Source organism: Gammaproteobacteria bacterium (assembly GCA_015709695.1).
GTDB lineage: Bacteria > Pseudomonadota > Gammaproteobacteria > Steroidobacterales.
The window spans coordinates 3,050,596-3,072,454 of sequence record CP054183.1; the positions used below are offsets into that span (position 1 = coordinate 3,050,596).

18 protein-coding genes are annotated in these 21,859 nt (G+C 70.5%); 12 read left to right on the forward strand and 6 right to left on the reverse strand.

The window, feature by feature from the left end:
- Nucleotides 1–17: 17 nt before the first annotated feature.
- The 3 genes from HRU81_14135 to gshB all read right to left on the reverse strand — a co-directional run bounded on the left by HRU81_14135 (nucleotide 18) and on the right by gshB (nucleotide 3,014).
- Nucleotides 18–959 (reverse strand): TonB family protein, encoded by a 942-nt coding sequence (locus tag HRU81_14135; protein ID QOJ33173.1) that lies wholly within the window; start codon nucleotides 957–959, stop codon nucleotides 18–20.
- A gap of 140 nt (nucleotides 960–1,099) precedes the next feature.
- Nucleotides 1,100–2,116 carry an FAD:protein FMN transferase gene (locus HRU81_14140; GenBank protein QOJ33174.1) on the reverse strand — a complete coding sequence of 339 codons (1,017 nt, stop codon included), beginning with the start codon at nucleotides 2,114–2,116 and terminating at the stop codon, nucleotides 1,100–1,102.
- Nucleotides 2,085–3,014 (reverse strand): glutathione synthase, encoded by a 930-nt coding sequence (gshB, locus tag HRU81_14145; GenBank protein QOJ33175.1) that lies wholly within the window; start codon nucleotides 3,012–3,014, stop codon nucleotides 2,085–2,087. The genes HRU81_14140 and gshB overlap by 32 nt, the downstream gene beginning before the upstream one ends.
- A 271-nt stretch (nucleotides 3,015–3,285) precedes the next feature.
- Between gshB and HRU81_14150 the strand changes: the two genes are divergently transcribed.
- The 10 genes from HRU81_14150 (at nucleotide 3,286) to HRU81_14195 (ending at nucleotide 16,835) form a co-directional block, all read left to right on the forward strand.
- The gene (locus tag HRU81_14150; protein ID QOJ33176.1) at nucleotides 3,286–3,723 is read left to right on the forward strand and encodes a response regulator; all 438 of its coding nucleotides are present in this window, start codon (nucleotides 3,286–3,288) and stop codon (nucleotides 3,721–3,723) included.
- Between the two features lie 24 nt (nucleotides 3,724–3,747).
- The gene (locus HRU81_14155; protein ID QOJ33177.1) at nucleotides 3,748–4,113 is read left to right on the forward strand and encodes a response regulator; all 366 of its coding nucleotides are present in this window, start codon (nucleotides 3,748–3,750) and stop codon (nucleotides 4,111–4,113) included.
- 10 nt (nucleotides 4,114–4,123) lie between these two features.
- Nucleotides 4,124–4,696: a purine-binding chemotaxis protein CheW gene (locus tag HRU81_14160; protein QOJ33178.1), complete on the forward strand. Its 573-nt coding sequence runs from the start codon at nucleotides 4,124–4,126 to the stop codon at nucleotides 4,694–4,696.
- A gap of 86 nt (nucleotides 4,697–4,782) precedes the next feature.
- Nucleotides 4,783–6,801: a methyl-accepting chemotaxis protein gene (locus HRU81_14165; GenBank protein ID QOJ33179.1), complete on the forward strand. Its 2,019-nt coding sequence runs from the start codon at nucleotides 4,783–4,785 to the stop codon at nucleotides 6,799–6,801.
- A 28-nt stretch (nucleotides 6,802–6,829) separates the two neighbouring features.
- The gene (locus HRU81_14170; protein ID QOJ33180.1) at nucleotides 6,830–12,595 is read left to right on the forward strand and encodes an Hpt domain-containing protein; all 5,766 of its coding nucleotides are present in this window, start codon (nucleotides 6,830–6,832) and stop codon (nucleotides 12,593–12,595) included.
- A gap of 1 nt (nucleotide 12,596) precedes the next feature.
- Nucleotides 12,597–13,100, forward strand: coding sequence for a chemotaxis protein CheW (locus HRU81_14175; GenBank protein ID QOJ33181.1), 504 nt, complete (start codon nucleotides 12,597–12,599; stop codon nucleotides 13,098–13,100).
- Between the two features lie 78 nt (nucleotides 13,101–13,178).
- Nucleotides 13,179–13,814, forward strand: coding sequence for a DUF47 domain-containing protein (locus HRU81_14180; GenBank protein QOJ33420.1), 636 nt, complete (start codon nucleotides 13,179–13,181; stop codon nucleotides 13,812–13,814).
- Between the two features lie 68 nt (nucleotides 13,815–13,882).
- Complete coding sequence (locus tag HRU81_14185; protein QOJ33421.1) at nucleotides 13,883–14,821, forward strand: inorganic phosphate transporter; 939 nt, start codon at nucleotides 13,883–13,885, stop codon at nucleotides 14,819–14,821.
- 26 nt (nucleotides 14,822–14,847) lie between these two features.
- Nucleotides 14,848–15,591, forward strand: a complete 744-nt coding sequence (locus HRU81_14190; GenBank protein ID QOJ33182.1) for a YceI family protein — start codon at nucleotides 14,848–14,850, stop codon at nucleotides 15,589–15,591.
- Nucleotides 15,588–16,835, forward strand: coding sequence for a cytochrome b/b6 domain-containing protein (locus HRU81_14195; GenBank protein ID QOJ33183.1), 1,248 nt, complete (start codon nucleotides 15,588–15,590; stop codon nucleotides 16,833–16,835). Before HRU81_14190 ends, HRU81_14195 begins: the two co-directional genes overlap by 4 nt.
- An 18-nt stretch (nucleotides 16,836–16,853) precedes the next feature.
- On the opposite strand, the gene HRU81_14200 is transcribed toward HRU81_14195, so the two are convergent.
- The gene (locus HRU81_14200) at nucleotides 16,854–17,585 is read right to left on the reverse strand and encodes a 16S rRNA (uracil(1498)-N(3))-methyltransferase (GenBank protein QOJ33184.1); all 732 of its coding nucleotides are present in this window, start codon (nucleotides 17,583–17,585) and stop codon (nucleotides 16,854–16,856) included.
- A 90-nt stretch (nucleotides 17,586–17,675) separates the two neighbouring features.
- Between HRU81_14200 and ampD the strand changes: the two genes are divergently transcribed.
- Nucleotides 17,676–18,272, forward strand: a complete 597-nt coding sequence (gene ampD, locus HRU81_14205) for a 1,6-anhydro-N-acetylmuramyl-L-alanine amidase AmpD (GenBank protein QOJ33185.1) — start codon at nucleotides 17,676–17,678, stop codon at nucleotides 18,270–18,272.
- A 10-nt stretch (nucleotides 18,273–18,282) separates the two neighbouring features.
- On the forward strand, nucleotides 18,283–19,158 hold the full coding sequence (locus HRU81_14210; GenBank protein QOJ33186.1) for a cobalamin-binding protein: 876 nt from the start codon (nucleotides 18,283–18,285) through the stop codon (nucleotides 19,156–19,158).
- Here the strand turns inward: HRU81_14210 and HRU81_14215 are convergent, their stop codons facing one another.
- A complete protein-coding gene (locus HRU81_14215) occupies nucleotides 19,159–19,719 on the reverse strand; it encodes a cob(I)yrinic acid a,c-diamide adenosyltransferase (protein ID QOJ33187.1) in 561 nt (186 codons plus the stop codon). It abuts the gene before it with no gap.
- Between the two features lie 81 nt (nucleotides 19,720–19,800).
- Nucleotides 19,801–21,822: a TonB-dependent receptor gene (locus HRU81_14220; GenBank protein ID QOJ33188.1), complete on the reverse strand. Its 2,022-nt coding sequence runs from the start codon at nucleotides 21,820–21,822 to the stop codon at nucleotides 19,801–19,803.
- Nucleotides 21,823–21,859 lie beyond the last annotated feature (37 nt).

Below are 21,859 nucleotides of genomic sequence, written 5' to 3' on the forward strand. Positions count from 1 at the left end.
CCTGCGGGGGCTGGCATTCAGCCTCCGTGGACGGCGCGGATGCGCCCGGTGCCGGCATCCGTGCCGAAATGCCACTCGTAGGCGAAGCGCAGCACGTCGTAGTCGTCGCGCAGCACCTTGGGGAACGGTTCGAAGGGCGCGGCGATGCGCAGGATCTGCATGGCTGCCTGGTCGAGGTTGGGATAGCCCGAGGAATTGCGCACCACGATCTCCTTGAGATCGCCGTTGGCCGAGATGGCCACCTCGAGCACCGGGTAGCTGCGGATCAGGGCGAGCTCGGAGGCGCCGGGGAAGTTCAGTGTGCCGATGCGCTCCACCTTGTTCTTCCAGCTGTTCAGGTAGCTGGCGATGCGCGCTTCGCGGGTGCTGGCGCTGACCAGCAGCTCGCGGGGATTGGCGTCGGGAATCCGCGTCACGCTGTCCGGCTCGGCGAGGATGTCGGTGGCATCGCTGGCCGGCGACTGCAACTGGCGCTGCAGGGCCGGGCGCGAGCTGCCGGTCTCGCCCGGGCGCACCGACGGCCGGTCGCGCGGGGTGGCCGCGATGCGCGGCTCGGCAGGGACTTCGCTGCCGCTGCGCTGCGAGCCGTCGATCTCGCCGTCCTGGTCAGGTCCTGGCGCTGCCGCGCCGGTATCGGTCATGACCGCGGTCCGCAGGCGCGCATCGAGAGGCGCGTTGCCCCGGCCTGCGAGGTTCTGCTGGGCCAGCAGCGCGGATGGGTTGCGCGGCGCCGCGGCCCTGGCGTAGTCGCGGGTGACGATGACGACGTCGAGGGAGGTCGCGGCGGGATTGCGCTCCGGCGTGGCGGCGGTGAAGGTCACGCCGAGGATGATCACGCCGTGCAGCAGGGCGGCCAGGAACAGCGTCGAGGAGAGGCGGTCGCGGGTGGCAGCGGGCGACCACGGCCCGCCGACCGGGTCCAGCGCGATCGCATGCGGTCTGCTCGAGGGCCTTCGCATCACCGTCCGTTGCACCCGTGGATCGACAGCCAGGGGATTCCCGCAGGGGGCAGGGCGCCCCGCGCGGCGCACGGCCTGATTATACGTGGGTCGCCCGCGGCGGTTGGCATTACGTCACGGATTCGGGCGTGGCTGCCGGTTCAGGGCCGCAGGCGGCGCCGCATGCAGGGTGTCATCAGGCGGCGGCCGTCCGCGGCGACCAGCAGCGCACAGTCCAGGTCCAGGCGCCGGGTCAGGTCATCGAAGGCGTCGGGCCCGCCCACCAGCAGCGTGGTCGCCGCAGCATTCGCCAGCTCCGGATCGCGGCCGACGACGGTGCTGCCCGCGGCGCCCCGGGCCGGCCGCCCGGTGCGCGGGTCGATGATGTGGTGGTAGCGCTGGCCATCGACTTCGAGGTAGCGCTCGTAGGTCCCCGAGGACACCGCCGCCTCGCCGTCCGACAGGTCGAGGTAGCCGAGGATTCCCGGGCCGAGCGGATCGCGTACCCCGACGCGCCACGGCCGGCGGCCGCGGCTGCCGAGCGCCAGCACGTCGCCGCCGGCGACGATCAGCGCATGGTCCACGCCGGCCGCGCGCAGGACCGCTGCGCCTGCCGCCAGTGCGCTGCCCTTGGCGACCCCGGCGAGATCGAGCGTCACCGGTGCCGCGGTGCTCAGCCGCAGGCCATCGAGGTGCAATGCTGCCGCGCCAAGTGCGACGGCTCGTGTGGTGTCGATGGCGGCGTCATCCGGCACGGCGGTGGGCGTCCGGTGCGCGAGATCGTCGAAACCCCAGAGCCGCACCAGCGGGCCGACCCGCGGGTCGAACAGGCCGCCGGAGCGCACGCGGATGTCGAGGCCGCGGGCGACGAGGCGGGCCAGTTCCGGCGACAGCGACACCGTTTCGCCGGCCGCCAGCCGCGTGTTGGCGCGGCCGAGTTCGCCCGGGCCGAAGGCGCGCCAGTCCACGTCGATGCGCCGGTACAGCGCCTGCAGCTGGTCGAGGGCGGCGTCGCTGGTGGCCGCATCCGCGTCCGCGACCTCCACCCTCACCACCGTACCGAAGACGGGCATGACCCGCTCCACGACCGGGGGTTCGCCCCCGCAGCCGCCGAGGCAGAACAGGGCGATGGCCGCGGCGGCGGTTTCAGCGCGCAGCGAGCCGTCCCTCCACCACATCGAGGAACCTGGCGGCCAGATCCTCGTGGCCGTACTTCTTCAGCTCACGGATGCCCGTGGGACTCGTGACGTTGACCTCCGTGAGGAAGTCGCCGATGACATCGATGCCGGCGAAGAGCACGCCGCGCTCGCGCAGCACCGGGCCCACCTGACCGACGATCCAGCGGTCCCTCTCGGTCAGCGGCCGCACCTCGGGGGCTGCGCCCATGACCAGGTTGCCGCGGTTGTCGTCCGCGGCCGGCACCCGTGCCAGGACCTGCGCCGGCGCCTCGCCGTCGACCAGCAGGATGCGCTTGTCGCCCTGGCGGATCTCGGGGATGTAGCGCTGGGCCATGGCGTGGCGGGTTTCGTACGCGGTCAGGGTCTCGAAGATGACGTTGGCGTTGAGGTCGCCCCGGCGCACCACGAAGATGGAGCGTCCGCCCATGCCGTGGAGCGGCTTGACGACGATCGCCTCGTGCTCGGCCATGAAGGCGCGCATCTCGGTCATGGAGCGGGTGATCAGCGTGTCGGGGCAGCACTGCGGAAACCAGGCGGTGAAGGCCTTCTCGTTGATGTCGCGCAGGGCCGCCGGACGGTTGAGCACCAGGGCGCCCTGCTGCGCGGCGCGCTCCAGGACGTAGGTGGTGTAGATGTATTCGGTGTCGAAGGGCGGATCCTTGCGCATCAGGATGACGTCCAGGCTGCCCAGCGCGACGTCCTCCTGGCCCGTGAAATCGAACCAGTGCTCCCTGTGGTCGTGGACCCGCAGGCGGCGGGCGCGGCCGTGGGCGCTGCCGTTGCGGATGCGCAGGTCATTCTGTTCAAAGTAGAACAGGTCCATGCCGCGCGCCTGGGCCTCCAGCAGCATGGCGAGACTGCTGTCCTTGGCCGGATGGATGGCGCTGATGGGATCCATCACGATCCCGAGTCGAACGGTGCTGGCCAATGCAGTAGCTCCTCGCCCCGAATTGTGACGCAGGCGGCAAAAACGCAATTCTCCCCTACGGTTGCTGAAATATCACCAGCGCGGCGTTATGATCCGGACGGTGCGTGCGCGGGGTTCCTGCGGCCATGGATCGGGCCGCTGTTGCACAGGTCCAGGATGCCCGTCCGGATGTGTCGTATCTGCCTGCCGGCCTGCGATCGTGAATCGCGCCGGCTTCAAGCGTGGATGAGCCTAAACCGTTATGTTAAAAGGGCAAAAGCAGATTCCCCGCGTGGAGGGCTCGGTGGCTGCAGAAGGTTCCGGCGACCTCAACGGGCTGAAGATCCTGGTCATCGACGACAGCAAGACCATCCGCCGCACGGCCGAGACCTTGCTCTCCAAGGAAGGCTGCCAGGTATACACGGCGGTGGACGGCTTCGATGCGCTGGCCAAGATCGCCGACCACCGCCCCGACATCATCTTCGTGGACATCATGATGCCCCGGCTCGACGGCTACCAGACCTGCGCACTGATCAAGCACAACCGTACCTTCAAGGACACGCCGGTGATCATGCTGTCCTCGAAGGATGGCCTGTTCGACCGGGCCCGTGGCCGGATCGTCGGCTCGGAGCACTACCTGACGAAGCCATTCACCAAGGACGAGCTGCTGGGGGCCATCAGGGGCCATGTGTCGCGCTGAGGCGCCCCACCGGAGGACGTAGCCATGACGCTGGTACTCATCGTTGATGACTCGCCGACCGATCAGCACGTGATCTCCCAGGCGCTGCAGCGCCATGGCTTCGACACGCTGGTGGCCAGCGAAGGCGAGGAGGCGATCTCGCTGGCCGAGCGCGAGCACCCGGACGTGATCCTGATGGACATCGTCATGCCCGGCATGAACGGCTTCCAGGCCACGCGGCACCTGACGAAGAACCCGGCCACGGCCTCCATCCCGGTGGTGATCGTGACCTCCAAGCACCAGGAGACGGACCGGATCTGGGGACTGCGCCAGGGCGCGGTCAGTTACATCACCAAACCCGTGGGGGACGACGAACTGGTGGCGGCGGTAAGGGCCAACATCAAGTCGTGATCCGGCCATCGTGACGACGTCGGCGGGCACCGGGCTGCGGACCCTGAGGGAACATCCGTTCGAGCTGCTGCGCGAGATCGAGCGGCGTTCGCGGGTGGCCCTCACCGGCGGTCCCGGCGATGATGTCAGCGGCGAGGAGTGGGTGGGGATCGGTCTGCGGCTCGGCAACGAGCGCTTCGTCGTGGCGCGGGAGGAAGTACGCGAGGTGCTGATGCTGCCGCCGGCGCTCACCCGTGTGCCCGGGGCCCGGCCCTGGATTCGCGGCCTGGCGAACGTCCGCGGCCACCTGCTGCCGATCGCCGACCTGCGCGGCTTTCTCGGTTCCGGCGCGGTGACGGGCGAGCGTGCGGCGCGGGTGCTGGTGGCCAACAGCAACGAGTTCCCGGTGGGCCTGGTGGTGGACGAGGTGTACGGTTTCCGCAGGTTCCTGCAGCGTGAGCGCGTCGGCGAGTTCCCGCAGACGACGATCCGGGCGGACCGTTACCTGGACGGCGCCTTTCGCCGCGGGCTCGAGGTCTGGCCGGTGCTGAGGGTGGAGAAGCTGCTGGCAAGCCGCGAGTTCCAGCGGGCTGCAGAGGACTAGCCGGGGCGGCAGTCGCGCCCGGCGACGCATAACAAGACGACAGGAGTGGCGCGCTGGCCGCGCCCCGTTTGGAGGACGCAGAACTCATGTTCAACAGCAGCAACCGGTCGCGGAATCTGGTCATCCTCGCCCTGTGCATGTTCCTGTCGCTGGTGGGCACCATGGCGCTGGTGTTCAAGGGACCGGGCGCTTCGGGCGCCGGGGCAAGGGCCGATGCCGACATCCAGGCAGCGCTGGTGCAGGCGCGCGAGGCCTTGCGGGGTTCGCCGCAGGCTTTCGACGCGCTGGCGCGTACCGTGGCACGGATGGATGCCCCGGGCAGCGGCGATGCCGATCCGCTGGCGGGGCAGGTGCGAGCCAGTGCCGCCATCATCAGCAAGGGGCGGCCGGAAATACTCGGGGCGTATGCCGTGGTCGCGGACCTGGAGAAGCTCATCCCGCCGGTGCGCCGCGAAGCCGAGGAACTGCAGTTCGCCGCGGGCGGCCAGGCGGCCACCGGCGCCCAGCTGCAGCGGCTAGGCACCATCATGCAGGGCATCGTGCCGCAGGTCCGGGCGCTGGTCAGCGGGCCCGCCAAGCCCACGGATGTTGCCAATGCGCTCGGCCAGACCGAGATCGACGTGGCGCAGATCATCCTCGGCCTGCAGAGCGGTGACCCGGATCTCAACCTCAAGGCGGTGAGCGGGGCGCGGGCCACCGAAACGCTGGGCCGGCTCGCTGCCGCGCGCGACAAGGTATTCACCCGGGTGCGCGATGCCCGTGCGCTGGGTGACCGGCTTGATCTCATCTCCCAGGCCTCTCGCCAGCTCGACCAGGTGGCCCTGCGCGTGGTGAGCGCACCGGCCGCCGCCACGGGTTCCAGCGGAGCCCCGGCCCGCGAGGTCCTGGTGATCGGCCTGCTGGTGCTTGCCGCGGTGATCCTTGCGGCCATGACCTGGGTCTACTTCCAGGCACCGCCGGCCGGGCCGGTGCAGCCGGCGACGGACCAGGCGGACCGCAACCAGCAGGCGATCCTGCGCCTGCTCGACGAGCTGTCGAGCCTCGCCGATGGCGACCTGACCGTGCAGGCCACGGTGACCGAGGACATCACCGGGGCCATCGCCGACTCGATCAACTATGCGGTGGAGGCGCTGCGCGAGCTGGTGACCACCATCAACGAGAGTGCCATTCTGCTCGATGGCGCGGCACGCAGCGCGGAAACCACCGCCGCGCAGCTAGGCCAGGCCAGCGAGGCGCAGTCCAAGCAGGTGGAGTCCGCTTCGCAGGCGATCGGCCGGATGGTCGGCTCTATCGAGGAGGTCTCCGGCGATGCCGAGCGTTCTTCCGATGTGGCGCGCCATTCGGTGGATGTGGCACACAAGGGTGGCGAGGCGGTGCGCCGCACCATCGAGGGCATGAATGCCATCCGTGAGACCATCCAGGACACCTCCAAGCGCATCAAGCGACTCGGCGAGAGCTCGCAGGAGATCGGCAACATCGTCGAGCTCATCAACGACATCGCCGACCAGACCAACATCCTGGCGCTGAATGCCTCCATCCAGGCTTCGATGGCCGGCGAGGCTGGCCGCGGCTTCGCGGTGGTGGCCGACGAGGTGCAGCGCCTGGCGGAACGCTCGGCCAATGCCACCAAGCAGATCGAGGTGCTGGTGCGCACCATCCAGGCCGACACCAACGAGGCGATCGTCTCCATGGAACGCAGCACCACCGACGTGGTGGGAGGCGCACTGCTGGCGGAGAATGCCGGCGCCGCACTCGAGGAGATCGAGCAGGTGTCCAGCCAGATCGCCAGCCTGGTGCAGAACATCTCCAACTCGGCGCGCGAGCAGGCGGGTGCGGCGGCAGCCGTGATCCGCATCGTCGAGCTCCTGCAGCAGATCAATTCGCAGACCGCATCCGGCACCAGCAACACCCGCGAATCCATCAGCAAGCTGGCCGAGCTGGCCGCACAGCTGCGCCGCTCGGTGGCGGGCTTCCGCCTGCCGCCCGGGGTGGTGGATGTGCGCCCCGGACGCGGGCCGGAGCCGCGGCAGGCGCAGTCCCCCGGCACCGAGGCCGGCGGCTACGGCGAACGGGGGTTGCGCGTGATCGGCAAGCGGACGGCCTGACGGCGGATCCCCTGCGGCCCGTCCAGACATGAACACCGCGATTCCACAGGCATCGCTGCAGATCGTCAGCGACGAGCTGGCGGTCACGCTCAACGATGCGCGCGTGGTGCTGGAGCAGTTCGCCGAGGGCGATGGCGGCTCGCAGGCACTGGAACGCGTGGCTGCACTGCTGCACACCGCGCGCGGCGTGCTGCGCATGACGGAGACCCACGGCGCCAGCCTGCTGGCCGAGGAAATGGAGCAGACCTGCGCCCATCTGGCCAGGCTGAAGCGGCGCGACGGTGGTGCCGAGGAACCGCTCGAGGCGCTGATGCGTTCCGCCGTGCAGTTGCCGGCCTACGTGGAGCGGGTACTCAATGGCGGGCGCGATATCCCGCTGGTTCTGCTGCCCCTGCTCAACGACCTGCGTGCGGCCCGGGGCCGGCCGCTGTTGTCGGAGAGCACGCTGCTGCTCCTCAATGTCGGTGGCGACCCGCGCGCGGTCGGCCAGCTGCCCCGGGCGAATCCCAGCGGTGAGGATCTCATGCGCCTCGCGGGCGAACTGCGCCCGCGCTTCCAGCTGGCATTGCTTGGCTGGATCCGTGGTGACGAGCCGGAGGCCAACCTGCGGCAGATGGCCGGCGTGGTGGAGCGGCTGGAGAAAGCGGCTGCCGCCGAACAGGTCCATCACCTCTGGTGGGTGGCGGCCGGCATCATCGAGGCCCTGCTGGACCATGGCCTGGAAACCAGCGTCTCGCTCAAGCGCCTGATGGGCCAGGTGGACCGCGAGATGAAGCGCCTGCGCACGCTGGGCGAAGCCCAGTTTGCCAAGGTGCCGCCGACGGAGCTCGTCAACAACCTGCTCTATTACGTGGCGCGGGCCCGCACCGGCGGTCCGCGAGCCACGGCGATCCGCGCGGCCTTCAACCTCTCCGAGCTGGTGCCCGGCGATGCCCAGGTCGAGCAGGCGCGCCAGAGCCTCTCGGCGCCCAGCGTCAAGCTGATGCAGACCGTTGCGCAGGCGATCCGCGAGGACCTTGGCCGCGTGAAGGATGTGCTGGACATCTTCGTTCGCACCGGCATGGAGCGTGTCGAGGAGCTGGCGCCGCAACTGGAGTTGCTGAAGAAGATCGGCGACACCCTGGGTGTGCTCGGCCTCGGTGATCTGCGCGAAGCGGTGCAGACCCGGCGCGAGGAGCTGCAGGAACTGATCGGCCATGGGCGCCGCCCCGCGGAATCCGCCCTGGTGGGCATCGCCGCCGCGCTGCTCGGCGTCGAGGACCGGCTGGAGGGCGATCTCATCGGCATGATCGCCCCGCGGGCCGACGAGCCAGCCAGTGGCGAGGCCTCGCAGGAAGGCGCTTCGGGCCTGGGGCAGGTGACACCGGCTGTCATGCGCGAGTGCCTGGTGAACCTCGCTCGCGTGAAGGAGGCGGTGACCCAGATCACCGACCGGGGCGGTGACGGTGCCGCGATGGATGCCGTGCCCGAGCAGTTGCAGGGCATCACCGCCGGGTTGCTGATGCTCGGCAAGGAGCGTGCTGCCGGCATCGTGGGCGACCTGCAGCGTGCCATCCGCAGCCTGCTCGGCCAGGGCCGGGGGGGCGCCGAGCGCGGACGCCTCGACCGGCTGGCCGATGCGACGGTGGCGCTGGAGTACTACCTGGAGACGCTGCAGGCCGGGCGCAGCGAGCCCGTTTACATGCTCGACAATGCCGAGCGCTGCCTGGCGGGCCTGGCGCAGACCGCACCCGTCGACGGTGCCGAAGCGGCGCTGGAGCACGCGGCGGGCCTGGATGCAGCCGAGACGGTGGCGGCCCTGCCGGCGGAGCACGAGGCCACGCAGGTGATCACGGCGCCATCCGTGCCGCCGCTGGTGCCGGTCACGGTGTCGCCGACGCGGGTATACAGCGGTGGCCCGGAGCGGCTCGACCCGGAGCTGCTGGAACTGTTCATCGAGGAGGCGCGCGAGGAGATCACCGGCATCGGCCGCGCGTTCGCTGCCTGGGAGCGCGATGATGCCGACGGCAATTCGCTGGCGGCCCTGCGCCGGGCTTTCCATACCCTGAAGGGCAGCGGCCGCATGGTCGGCGCCGACGCCATCGGCGAGTTCTGCTGGAAGGTCGAGGTGCTCCTCAACCGCGTCATCAATGGCACGGTTCTGCGCAGCCCGCGATTGATGGCCACCCTGCAGGACTGCGTCACCGTGCTGCCTTCCCTGCTAGAGCAGCTGGAAGTCGGGGCTGCACCGGCCGGGGAACTCAAGTCCCTGCTGGCCCGTCTCCATGCCCTGGCCGAGCCGCAGGCGGCGACCACCAGCGAGCCGGAGGAGGGCGTGACTACCGCCCCGGCTGCCCCGCCGCCCGGGCAGGCGCCACGCCTGGTCGCGGTGGCAGGGACCGGTGGCGCGAAGCCCGAGCCGCCTGCGATCACGCGGCCGGAGCCTGCACCGGCAGCCGCTCCGGAACCGGCGCCCGCGGCAGCCACCATGGACCCCGTGCTGCTGGACATCTTCACCCGGGAGGTGAGCGGCCACCTGGCAAACCTGCGCAGGTTCGTCGCCCACTGCGACGAGGCCGCGCCACCGTACGCAGTGACCGAGGAACTGCACCGCGCCTGCCATACGCTGGATGGCAGCTTTGCCATGGCGCGCGTGGAGCTGGGACTGCCGCTCACCGAGGCGCTGAATGCGCTGGTGAGCCTCGCTTACGGCCGTCCGGCGCGCCTGCCGGCGGGGGCCGTGGCGACGCTGCGCGATACCGCTTCACGCATCGAAGCGCTGCTGGCCTACCTCGCGGAGCCCTGGCGACCGGCTCCGGAAACCGCGGACCTCGAACAGCGGCTGCGGGACCACACCGAGGCGCTCGAACATCCGCCCGTGCAACCGCTGGAGCGCACCGGCGAACTGACCGGGCTGCTCGCCGAGCCAGACCCAGTGCCAGAGTCAGAGCCTGAGCCTGAGCCTGAGCCTGAGCCAGTTCCCGAGCCCGAGGCACCGCCGGCCGATGATTCCATCATCGTCGAGGAGCTGCCGCTGCCTGAGGTCATCGAACTCACGGCCGATCTGCCCGCGGCCAGCGAGCTGGCAGAGCTTGCTGGCCTGGCTGAACCGGCCGGGCCGGTGGAGCCGGCGCAACCGGCGCAACCGGCGCAACCAGTCGAATCGGCCATCTCCCGTGCGGCCGCTCCGCCGCCGACGCCGGCAACCGCCACGGCCGCGCTGCCCTACGACCCCGAGATCGCGGCAATCTTCGCGGAGGAAGCCGCCGAGCTGCTGGAGTCGGCCGACGCCGCTGTGGCCCGCCTCGCCGACGGCCATGGAGGCGCCAGCGACGAGCAGGCCATGGCCGACCTGCAACGCTACCTGCATACGCTCAAGGGTGGTGCCCGCATGGCCGGCCTCGGCGTCATGGGTGCATTCAGCCATGACCTGGAAACGCTGCTCATCCGGGTCAGCGAGGGGCTGATCCCGCGCAGTCCGGCCTTTGGCGAGCTGTTGCAGGCCAGCCTCGACGAGCTGCACCGCCTGCGCGAGGACGTCATGACCGGCGAGCAGCAGCGGCTGGCACCGCAGCTCGCCGCCCGGGTGCGTGCGGCCCTGTCTGCCGAGGAACCCCAGCCCGCACTGCCGGTTTCCGCGCCGCCCGCGCCGCTGCCGCCAGCGGAGGTCCCCGCGGCCACGGTGGTCGCAGCACAGGAGGCCCCGCCCGTGCCGGTCGTGGCCGAGGCCCCTGCGCACGAGGAGTCCCTGCCCGCCGCGCCGGGGCCGTTGCACCTCGAGCCGGTCGAGCCCATCGGCCCCATCGAGCCGGCCGAGCCCGCCGAGCCCGCGGCACCGGTGGTGGTGGAATTCGAACCCGCGTTGCCGGAGATCAGTCTTCCCGCCCTCGATCGCATCGGCGAGCTGGCCCGGGAGCTCGAGCAGCCGGCGGCCACGTCCGGCGTCGCGGCCGTCGCTGCCGCCGGAGCTGCGGAACCGGCGGCCACCGCGGCGCGCCAGCCCGCCGCGGAGCGCCGCGAGACCGCGCGCGTGGACTCGCTGCTGCTCGACCAGCTGCTCAACAATGCCGGCGAGATCAGCATCTTCCAGTCGCGGCTCAGCCAGCAGGTCAACCTGATCCAGTTCAACCTCGAGGAACTCGGTGCGACCGTGGTGCGGCTGCGCGAGCAGCTGCGCAAGCTGGAGCTGGAGACCGAGGCGCAGATCCTCTTCCGCCACCAGGACGATGGCGGCGGCCGCGGCGATTTCGATCCGCTGGAACTGGACCGCTACTCGACCATCCAGCAGCTCTCGCGCAGCCTGGCGGAATCCACCACCGACGTGAACAGCCTCAAGGACCTGCTGCAGAACATGGCGCGGGATACCGAGGCGCTGCTGGTCCAGCAGGCGCGCACGGCCACCGAGCTGCAGGACGGCCTGATGCGCACCCGCATGGTGCCCTTCCACCAGCACGGCCCGCGCCTGGCGCGGCTGGTGCGCCAGACCGCCCTGGAGGCCGGCAAGCGCGCCGAGCTGCAGATGCAGGGCGGAGGCGAGCTGGACCGCCAGGTCCTGGAGCGCATGCTCGGGCCCTTCGAGCACATGCTGCGCAATGCGGTCGTGCACGGCATCGAGCTGCCCGCGGAACGCGAGGCCGCGGGCAAGCCGGCCACCGGCAGCATCTTCATCAACCTGCGCCGCGATGGTTCCGAGGCGGTGGTGGAGATCGCCGACGATGGCCGCGGCATCGACGTTGCCGCCGTGCGCCGCAAGGCCGCGGACCTGGGATTCATCGAGCAGGGCACCGCGGTCAGCGACGAGGAGGCCATGCAGTTCATCCTGCGGCCCGGCTTCAGCACGGCGGACCGGCTGACCCAGGCCGCCGGCCGCGGCATCGGCATGGACGTGGTCACCAGCGAGGTGGCGAAACTCGGCGGCTCGCTGCGCATCGGCTCGGTGGCGGGCCGTGGCACCACCTTCACCATCCGCCTGCCGTTCACGCTCGCCGTCACGCAGGCGCTGATCGTGCGCTGTGGCGCCGAGCTCTATGCGATGCCCTTGCCCACCGTCGAGGGCGTCATCCGCCTGTCGCGCAGCGAGTTGCTGGCACGCCTGGCCACGCCGCAGCCGGTCATCGACTACGGCGACCAGTCCTACCAGTTCCGCCACCTCGGGGAGTACCTGGGCCTCGGCCCGGCGCGCGTCCCGGAGGAGCAGAGCCGGGTGTCCGTGATCCTGGTGCGGGCGGCGGAACATTCCACCGCGCTCATCGCCGACGAGATGCTCGACAGCCGCGAGATCGTCGTCAAGCCGGTCGGGCCGCAGCTGGCCACCATCCGCGGCATCGCCGGTGCCACCATCCTCGGCGACGGCCGCATCGCCGTGATCCTCGACATGGGTATCCTGGTGCGCACGCTGCGCGCGGGGGCCACGGTACGCGCGCCGGTGGTCGAGCCTCCCGCCAGGGGGCCGCTGGCACTGGTGGTGGACGACTCCATCACCATGCGCCGCGTGACCCAGCGGCTGCTGGAGCGCAACGGCTTCCGCGTGGTTACCGCCAAGGATGGCCTCGAGGCCATCGGCGTGCTGCAGGACCACCGGCCCGACATCATCCTGCTCGACGTGGAGATGCCGCGCATGGACGGCTACGAGTTCGCCAAGCACGTGCGCAACAATGCCGACACTGCTACCGTGCCCATCGTCATGATCACCTCGCGGGTGAGCGACAAGCACAAGGCGCGTGCCATCGAGGTGGGCGTCAACGACTACCTCGGCAAGCCTTACCAGGAGCGCGCGCTGCTGGAAGCGGTGCGCCACCAGTTGCAGCGGTCCTGACATGAACAGCCAGACGGCAGCCCGCAGCGCCATCGACGAGATCTATTGCCAGCTGATCCCGCTGCGTCAGCTGCGCCTCATCGTGCCCCGCAGCTGCATCGCCGAGGTCATCCGCTACGCACCGCCGATGCGCCAGGGTCCCGCGCCCGGCTGGTTCCGCGGACTGGTCCCCTGGACGACGCTGCGGGTGCCGGTGGTCTCGTTCGAGGAACTCTGCGGGCGCGAGGCCGGCGAGCCGGGTGGCCGCACCCGCATCGCCATCGTCAATGCCATGTCGGGCCGCCTCGACACCGGCTACTACGGCATCCTCACCGAGGGCTTTCCGCAGCTGGTGCGCGTCAATCGCGAAGTCATGCAGCCCGACGACCGCCAGGCCTGGCCCGCCGAGGGGCCCGTGGTCTGCCAGATCCGCATGATCAACGAGTACCCGCTGATCCCCGACCTGGAGCGCGTCGAGGAGATGCTGCACGCCTGCCTGGACCGTTCGGCCCGCCGCCTGTCCTGATTCCGCGCCCGCTGGCGCGGTGCTTTCTGGTAGGCTGCGCGCTAACCAGACGGCCACAGTCCCGGGCGACCCATGCAGATCTTCTCGCGCCTCATGCCCCGTGAGGGCCGCTTCTTCGACCTGTTCAACCAGCATGCCGCCCTCGTGGCCGAGGGTGGGGCGGCGGTATCCGAGCTGCTCCAGGGCTTCAGCGACGCGCAGGGCTGCAACGGGCGCATCACGCGCATCGGCGAGATCGAACACGCGGCCGACCGCGTGACCCGCGAGACCACCGCCCTGCTGCACAAGACCTTCGTCACGCCTTTCGACCGCGACGACATCCACCGGCTGATCTCGCGCATGGATGACATTCTCGACCTGATCCAGGACGCGTCCGAGTCGCTCATGCTCTACGACGTCAAGCAGTTGCCACCCGAGGCCGCGCACCTGGCGGACCTGGTGAAGATCTGCTGCGAGCGCGTCCAGGCCGCGGTGGGCCTGATGTCGTCCATGGAGAATGCACCGTCGATCCTCATGCTCTGCCAGGAGATCGACGGGCTGGAGTCCGATGCCGACCGGGTCATGCGCGGCGCCATCTCCAGGCTGTTCCGCGAGGAGCCCGACGTGCGCCAGGTCATCAAGCTGCAGGCGGTCTACGAACTGCTGGAGACCGCGACGGACCGCTGTCAGGATGTCGCCGACATCATCGAGGGCGTGGTGCTGGAGAACGGCTGACCGTGGAGGTCCAGATCACGTTCAATACCCTGGCGGTGCTGGTCGTCATCGCTTTGGTATTCGACTTCATGAACGGCTTCCACGATGCCGCCAACTCCATCGCCACGGTGGTTTCCACCGGCGTGCTGAAGCCGCACCAGGCAGTCGCCTGGGCAGCGCTGTTCAACTTCCTCGCCATCGCCATCTTCGAGCTGAAGGTGGCGGCCATGGTTGGCAAGGGCATCGTCGAGCCGGACTTCGTCGACTACCACGTGATCTTCGGCGCGCTGGTGGGCGCGATCAGCTGGAGCGTCATCACCTGGTACTACGGCATCCCCTCCAGCTCCTCCCACGCGCTGATCGGCGGCATGATCGGCGCGGTGGTCAGCAAGGCCGGCGTCGAGGCGCTGCTGCTGCCAGGCATCCTCAAGATCGGCATCTTCATCCTCGCCGCGCCACTCATCGGCTTTGCATGGAGCGCACTGCTGATCACCGCGGTCTCCTGGCTGTGCTTCCGCTCGGCGCCGCACCGCGTGGACCGCATCTTCCGCCGCCTGCAGCTGGTGTCCTCGGCCCTCTACAGCCTCGGTCATGGCAGCAACGATGCCCAGAAGACCATGGGCATCATCTGGCTGCTGCTCATCGCCTCGGGCGATGCCACCCGCGACCACCTGCCGTTGTGGGTGATCGTCAGCTGCTACCTGACCATCGGTACCGGCACGCTCTTCGGCGGCTGGCGCATCGTCAAGACCATGGGTCAGCGCATCACCAAGATCAAGCCGGTGGGCGGCTTCTCCGCCGAGACCGGTGGCGCCATGGCGCTGTTCCTCGCCTCCGCCTTCGGCATCCCGGTATCCACCACGCACACCATCACCGGGGCCATCATCGGTGTCGGTTCGGCGCAGCGCGGTTTCTCCGCCGTGCGCTGGGGCGTGGCCGGCAACATCGTCGTCGCCTGGGTACTGACGATCCCGGCCTCGGCGCTGGTGGCAGCCCTGGCCTGGTGGCTGGGACGTTTCATCATCTGAGCTTGCTGTACAACAAGGAGCCTTCCATGAACCCGTCCACGGTATTGCCTGGCTTCCTGAACCGGCGCCGTCAGGGCCTGATGATGGCCGCCCTCGCGGCGGTCGCGCTCGGGGCCTGCGCGCCACCCGCGCCGCAGCAGACGACCGGTGCCGCCGCCCCGGCCCCGGCGGCCGCAGCGCCGATTGCCGCCCCAGCGGGCCGCTATACGCTCGATCCCGATCACGCCACGCTGGAGTTCCGCGTCGGCCATATGGGCCTCGCCAACTACGTGGCCCGTTTCACCCGCTTCAAGGCCAGCCTGCAGCTCGATCCAGCCAGCCTGGCGGCCTCGTCCATCGAGGTGACGGTCGACCCGACCTCGATTCGCACCGACTACGCCGGCGACTACAAGGCCGCGGTACCCGGCACGCCCTACGCGAGCTTCGATGAAGCCCTCGCGCAGAGCCCCAAGTTCTTCGACGCCGGCCAGCACCCGCAGATCGGCTTCCGCTCGTCCAGGGTGGAGGAGACGGCACCGGGCCAGTTGCGCGTGACCGGTGATCTCAGCCTGCTCGGCAAGACGCTGCCGGTCACGCTTGATGTGGCGGTGGTCGGATCCGTTGCCGCACATCCGTTCCTCGGGCGCGGGGCGATCGGTTTCTCGGCGACCGGGACGTTCGATCGCTCGGCCTTCGGCATGACCGAGCTGCTGAAGCCGGCGCTGGTCAGCGATGCGGTGGCGATCCGCTTCGATGGCGAGTTCCACCAGGACGCAGCGCAAGGCCAATGAACGCCCGCGGGGCGCGCTATTCCGCCATCGCGATCCTGCTGCACTGGGCGATCGCCGGCGCCATCGTCGGCAACGTCGCGCTCGGCTGGTGGATGCACTCCGCCATCGATGTCCCCGAAGCGGCGGCCCGCGCCATCGCCGTGTTCCAGGTCCACAAGTCGCTGGGCCTGGCGGTGCTGGCACTGAGCCTGCTGCGGCTGGCCTGGCGCCTGCTGCACGCGCCGCCACCCCTGCCGGCGGCCGCACCGGCCTGGGAGCGGACTGCGGCACGCCTGACGCATGGGGCGTTCTATGTCCTCATGCTGGTGCTGCCGTTCAGCGGCTGGCTGTATGCCTCGGCGCAATGGCGCGGGGCGGCACCGCTCAACGTGCCGACCCTCTGGTTCGGCCTGTTCGCGGTGCCGCATCTGTTCGGGCTCGACCAGGCGTCGCAGGCGACACGCGCCGCGGTGGCGGCTGCGACGCTGGATGTGCATGCCTGGCTCGCCTGGGGCACCATGGCGCTGCTGGCGCTGCACGTGGGCGCCGCGCTCAAGCACCAGTTCGGCGACCGCGATGTCGTGCTCTCGCGCATGCTGCCGCTGGCCGGTGTCCCGGGCGGCCAGCCGACGCCGCGCGAGTGGCCGCGAAGCCTCGTGCTCTGGTGCGGCAGCGCGGCCATCGTCATGGCGGCTGTCGCGGCCGCCTGGGCGGTGGTGAAGCCACCGGCGGCTGTGCCGGTGGCGGAGAGCGCCATCGGCGACCTGCCGGGTGGCAACTGGTCCGTCGACCCGGGCAGCGGGATCCTGTTCTCGGGAGCCCATGCCGGCCTGCCGTTCGAGGGCCGCTTCACGCGCTGGCGTGCCGGCATCCGCTTCGATCCCGCGGACCCGGGCAACGCCAGCGTGACGGCCGAGATCGACACCGCGTCGGCACGCGATGGCAATGCCCTGCACGAGGAAACGCTGCCACAGCCAGAGTGGTTCGACACCGCCCGGCATCCGCTGGCGACGTTTCGCAGCACCGCCATCCAGGCACGCGGTGACGGGCAGTTCGATGTCGCCGGCACGCTCACCATCAAGGGGCGGGAGCTGGTGCTTGAGCCGCTGACACTCACCGTGGACGGCCCGCGACTGACCATCGACGGGCACGTCACCATCCGGCGGCGCGATGCGGACCTCGGCATGGAATCCGATCCGGAAGCCGCCTACGTTTCAGCCGCGATCCCCGTGACGGTACGGGTCCAGGCGCAACGCCGTCCCTGATGGCTGGCTACCCCTCGCTCAGCCGAGGTCGCCCGCCACGAACTGCAGCACCGCCAGCGCCGCGAGTGGCGCGGTTTCGGTGCGCAGGATGCGTGGCCCCAGGCGCAGACGGCGATAGCCGAAGTCGGCAGCGAGACGCACCTCGGCCTCGGTGAGGCCGCCCTCCGGGCCGATCAGCAGCGCCACCGGCCCGGTGACGGGCCCGAGTGCGTTGATGGACTCCCCGGTGGGGTCCAGTTGCAATCGTGTGGCATGGTCGACGCTGGCCGGGACCAGGATCTCCAGTGGGCCGGGTTCGGCGACCATGGGAACGCGGCTGCGGCCGCTCTGCTCGGCCGCGGCGACGGCGACGCGCTGCCAGTGCTCGCGCTTGCGGCCGGCGCCGGCCTCGTCGAGGCGCACGACGCTGCGGGCCGCCAGCACCGGCTGGATGCGCGCGACGCCGAGTTCCGTGGCCTTCTGGATCACGGTGTCCATGCGCGGACCGCGGGAGACGCCCTGGAACAACGTGACAGCCAGCGGCGATTCGACATCGACCGCGTGGCCGCTGCCGAGCTGCAACTGCACCTGGTCGCGGCGCAGCTCGGTGACCTCGGCCTCGAAATCCGTGCCCGAGCCATCGAACACCAGCAGCCGGTCGCCCCGGCGCAGCCGCAGTACCCGCAGCACGTGGTTGGCGGCGTCGCCACGGAGACTCGCCGTGGCACCGGGGGTCAGGCGTTGGTCGGAGTAGATCCGGCGCAGGCTCATCGGTGGCTCCACGGCACAATCCGCGGACAGTGTACTCAACCGCCGCGCAGGGCCGCGACGCCAGGCGCGGCGCAGCCCGGCAGCGGTGCGATGTGTAGAATCCCGCGCATGGCGGCGGATATCGTGGTCGATGCGGACACGGGGCTGGTGGACGGTGCGCGCCAGGTGCCGTCGCCCAACCACGACGAGCGTCCACCGGACTGCCTGCCCGAACTCATCGTGGTGCATGGCATATCGCTGCCGGCGGGCGAGTTCGGTGGCCCCTGGATCGATGCACTGTTCACCAACCGCCTCGACCCCGCGGCCCATCCTTCGTTCGAGGCCATCGCCGGCCTGCGGGTCTCCTCGCACCTGCTGGTGCGGCGCGACGGCACACTGGTGCAGTACGTGCCGCTGAACCGCCGCGCCTGGCATGCCGGCGAGTCGCGCTACTGCGGTCGCGAGCGCTGCAACGATTTCTCCATCGGCATCGAGCTGGAAGGCACCGATGAGCTGCCCTACGAGGCGGCGCAATACGAGGCGCTGGCACGCATCGTGCGGGCGCTGCGCCGGGCCTGGCCCTCGCTGCGGCGGGCCGCGGTGGTCGGCCACAGCGACATCGCCCCGGGGCGCAAGACCGACCCGGGGCCTGCCTTCGACTGGGGCCGGCTGGCCGGCCTGCTCGAGCGCGGGCCCGGCCGGGCCTGATCCGCTGGCCATGCTGCGCAGGTTCTTCCTGGCCTGGCTCGGCTGCGTGACACTGCTCTGTGCCTGCAGCCCGGCCGATCCCCCCGCCGCCCGCGCCGTGGCGCCCGCGGCTGCACGGCGCATCATCACCCTGTCACCCCATCTCACCGAGCTGGCCTTCGCGGCCGGGGCTGGCGATCGCGTGGTCGGCGCGGTGGCGTTCAGCGACTATCCGCCGGCGGCCCGCCAGGTTCCGCGGGTTGGCGATGCGTTCCGCGTCGACTACGAGGCCGTCGCGGCGCTGGATCCCGACCTGATCCTCGGCTGGACCTCGGGCAATCCACCCGAGACGCTGGCCAGGCTGCGCGAGCTCGGCTTTCGCGTCGTGGCGCTGGAGCCCACCGATCTCGCCGACATCGGTCGGCAGCTGGCCACCGTCGGCGCGCTGGCCGGCACGCAGGCGGTCGCGGATGCCGCGGCCGGCGCCTTCCAGGCGCGACTCGATGCGCTCGCCAGCCGCGCCTCGCATGCCGCCAGGATCAGGGTGTTCCTGCAGCTGTCGGCGCGGCCCTACTACACGGTCACGGACCGCCACTTCCTCGGGCAGGGGCTGCGCCTGTGCGCTGGCGACAACGTCTTCGGCGCGCTGCCGGGGCTGACTGCCATCGTCGAGGCGGAATCGGTACTGGATGCCGCGCCCGAGGCGATCATCGCCAGCGACATCGGCGGACGCGATGCGCTCGCGGGCTGGCGCGCCTGGCCGGGATTGCCGGCGGTTCGTGCCGGCAACCTGTTCCTCGTCGACGCCGACCTGCTGAGCCGGCCGGGCCCGCGACTCCTCGACGGCATCGAGGTGATGTGCGCTCGGCTGGGCGAGGCACGCACCCGCCTGCCGCCGCGGGAGTAGTCAGGCGGAGGGCGCGCGACGCGGACGCCAGAGCACCTCGCTGCCGCCATCCTGGCGGGCGAGGACGCGGGCCAGCACGAACAGCAGGTCGGACAGGCGGTTGAGGTAGCGCAGTGAAGCGGCGTTGACCGGCTCCACCCGCGCCAGGGCCCATGCGCGCCGCTCGGCCCGCCGGCACAGGCTGCGGGCGACATGGCAGGCCGCGGCCGCGGCGTTGCCACCCGGCAGGATGAAGTCGCGCAGCGGCGGCAGGTCGGCATTGAAGCGGTCCAGCGTCATCTCCAGCTGCGCCACCGCTGCATCGTCGATGACCTCGCGGCCCGGCACGGACAGCTCGCCACCGAGGTCGAAGAGCTCGTGCTGGATGACGCCGAGGCAGGCAGCCACGTCGGCATTGACCCCTGTCGTGGCGATGGTCACGCCGATCGCGCTGTTCACCTCGTCCACGGTGCCGATGGCCACCATGCGCGCGCCGTCCTTCGGCACGCGCTCGCCGGTGCCGAGCCCCGTGCTGCCGTCATCCCCGGTTCGGGTGTAGATCCTGCTCAGGCGGTTGCCCATGTCGACCTCGCCGATGGGCCCGGCTACGGGCCGGGCCTGACGGCATCTTAGCCAAAACCCCTGGGTGGTGGCCCGCCACCCTCAGCGCGCCATGTCCAGGCGCAGGCCGATGAAGGCGGCTGCGCCGGGCGTGTTGAAGCCGTAGACATCCTCGTAATCGGTGTCGAGGGCATTTTCCACGCGGCCGTACAGGCTCACCCGGCGGGTGATGTCGTAGCTGGCGGCCAGTGTCACCAGCGTGTAGTCACCGAGCCCGACCCGGTGCGGCGTGAAGCTGCCGTCGTAGTAGATATCCTCGCGCTGCCCCGTGTAGCTGAGGCCCAGATTTGCGCCGAGGCGGCCGGACAGCCACTTGCCGTCGAGGTTGACGGATGCCGTGTGCCAGGGTCGGCGCAGCTCGTGCTGCTTGCCGCCGCCGGGCGCGGGCTCGGTGGCATCGGTGTAGGTATAGGCGGCGTTGAGGGCGAGGGCCCCGGAGAGCCGGGCGCTGGTGGCGAACTCCACGCCGCGGCGCCGGCTTTTCCCGGCCATGTTGATGGCCGTATACAGGCCGGCGCTGCAGCAGTAGGTGCCGTTGATCTCGTGCTCGAGGTCCGCGTTGAAGTAGGTGAGGTCGGCGATCACCCGTCCGTCGGCGAACCGCTGCTCGACACCGGCGTCCCAGCCCGTGGACTCCTCGGGCCGCAGGTCCGGGTTGCCGGCGAACTGCTGCGGGTAGTAGCCGAAGCGCTCGGTGAAGGTGGGTGTCTTCACGCCGGTGCCGATGCTGGCATGCAGGCGCGTGGCTCCGCCGGCCGGACGCCAGCTGACGGTACCGCGCCAGGTATTGGCGTCGTCGAAGTCCGAGTAATCATCATGCCGGGCGCTGGCCGATGCGGTGAAGTTGTCGCCGAGCGTGGCGATGTACTCGGCGACATAACCGGTCCGGTCCATGGACGGACTCTGGTTGGGGTCGTAGACCAGGTCGGGCACGCCGTCGCCGTCGAAGTCGTAGCTGGTGACCTTGCCGCGCTGGTCGAATTCCTCGCGCTCGTGGTCGATGGCGAGCGTCAGCGTGTCGGCGGGGTTGCCCGGGGCGTCGGCCGTGACGCCGATCGAGGTCTGGTACGAGAGGATCGACTTGCGACCATCCTGGCTCATGTGGTCGATGATGCCGGCGGAGAAGAGGTCCTCGGCAAGGGTGTCGGTGCTGGTATCGGTCAGGCCGTAGCGGAGCTGGTGCAGCCAGCGGCCCGCCAAGGGATCCCAGCTGGCGCCGACGCGCAGGTAGTCCTGGCGGGCATCGGTGTGGAAGACGTCCGTGCGCCCGTCGCCATTGGCGTCATCCGCCGGCAGTCCGGTGGCCAGCGATTCGACGTCATAGGCCTTGCCGGCGCTGGTGTGGCGGTAGCTGGCGTCGAGCGCCAGCGCCGGGCTGATCTCGAACCCGCCGGCCACGCTGGCGGTGCTGTTGTCGTAGCCGTCGTCCTCGGTGCCGCTGCGCGCGGCGTTGCTGCCTTCGGTGTCGAAGCGCGATGCCGACACGCTGGCGTAGCCGCGCCCGGCGCGGCCACCGGCCCAGGCGCCACCGTTCACGGTGCCGTAGGCACCGCCCTCCAGGTAGGCATCCGCCTGCAGGCCGCTCGCGGGCCGGCGCGTCACCACGTTGATCACGCCGGCCAGGGCCTCGCTGCCCCAGAGTGCGCTCTGCGGGCCGCGCACCACCTCGATGCGCTCGATGTCCAGGGTGCCCAGGTGTTCGAAGGCGAACTCGTCCGCACCGGCCAGGTCGTTGGCCTCCACGCCGTCGATGAGCACCAGCACCTGGTTGGCTTCGGCGCCGCGCATGCGCAGCTGGGTCTGCGAGCCGACCGGGCCGCTGCGCGCGACGGCGATGCCCGGCAGGTCGCGCAGCAGGCTGGCGGTCGTGGTGGCCTGGCGATCGATGATCTCCTGGCGCGTGACCAGGCTGACCGCGCTGCCTGTGCGGTCGAGCGGCTGCGGCAGCCGTGCCGCCGTGACGATGATGGTGTCCCTGTCCGGGCCGGCAGGTGCCCCGGTGGTGGTTTCGGCCGAAGCCAGTGCGGGCAGCAGCAGCGCTGCCCAGGCGTATTGCGTGCGCATCGTTTCCTCGCTGGGCTCACACCCGAGCCCGTCAATG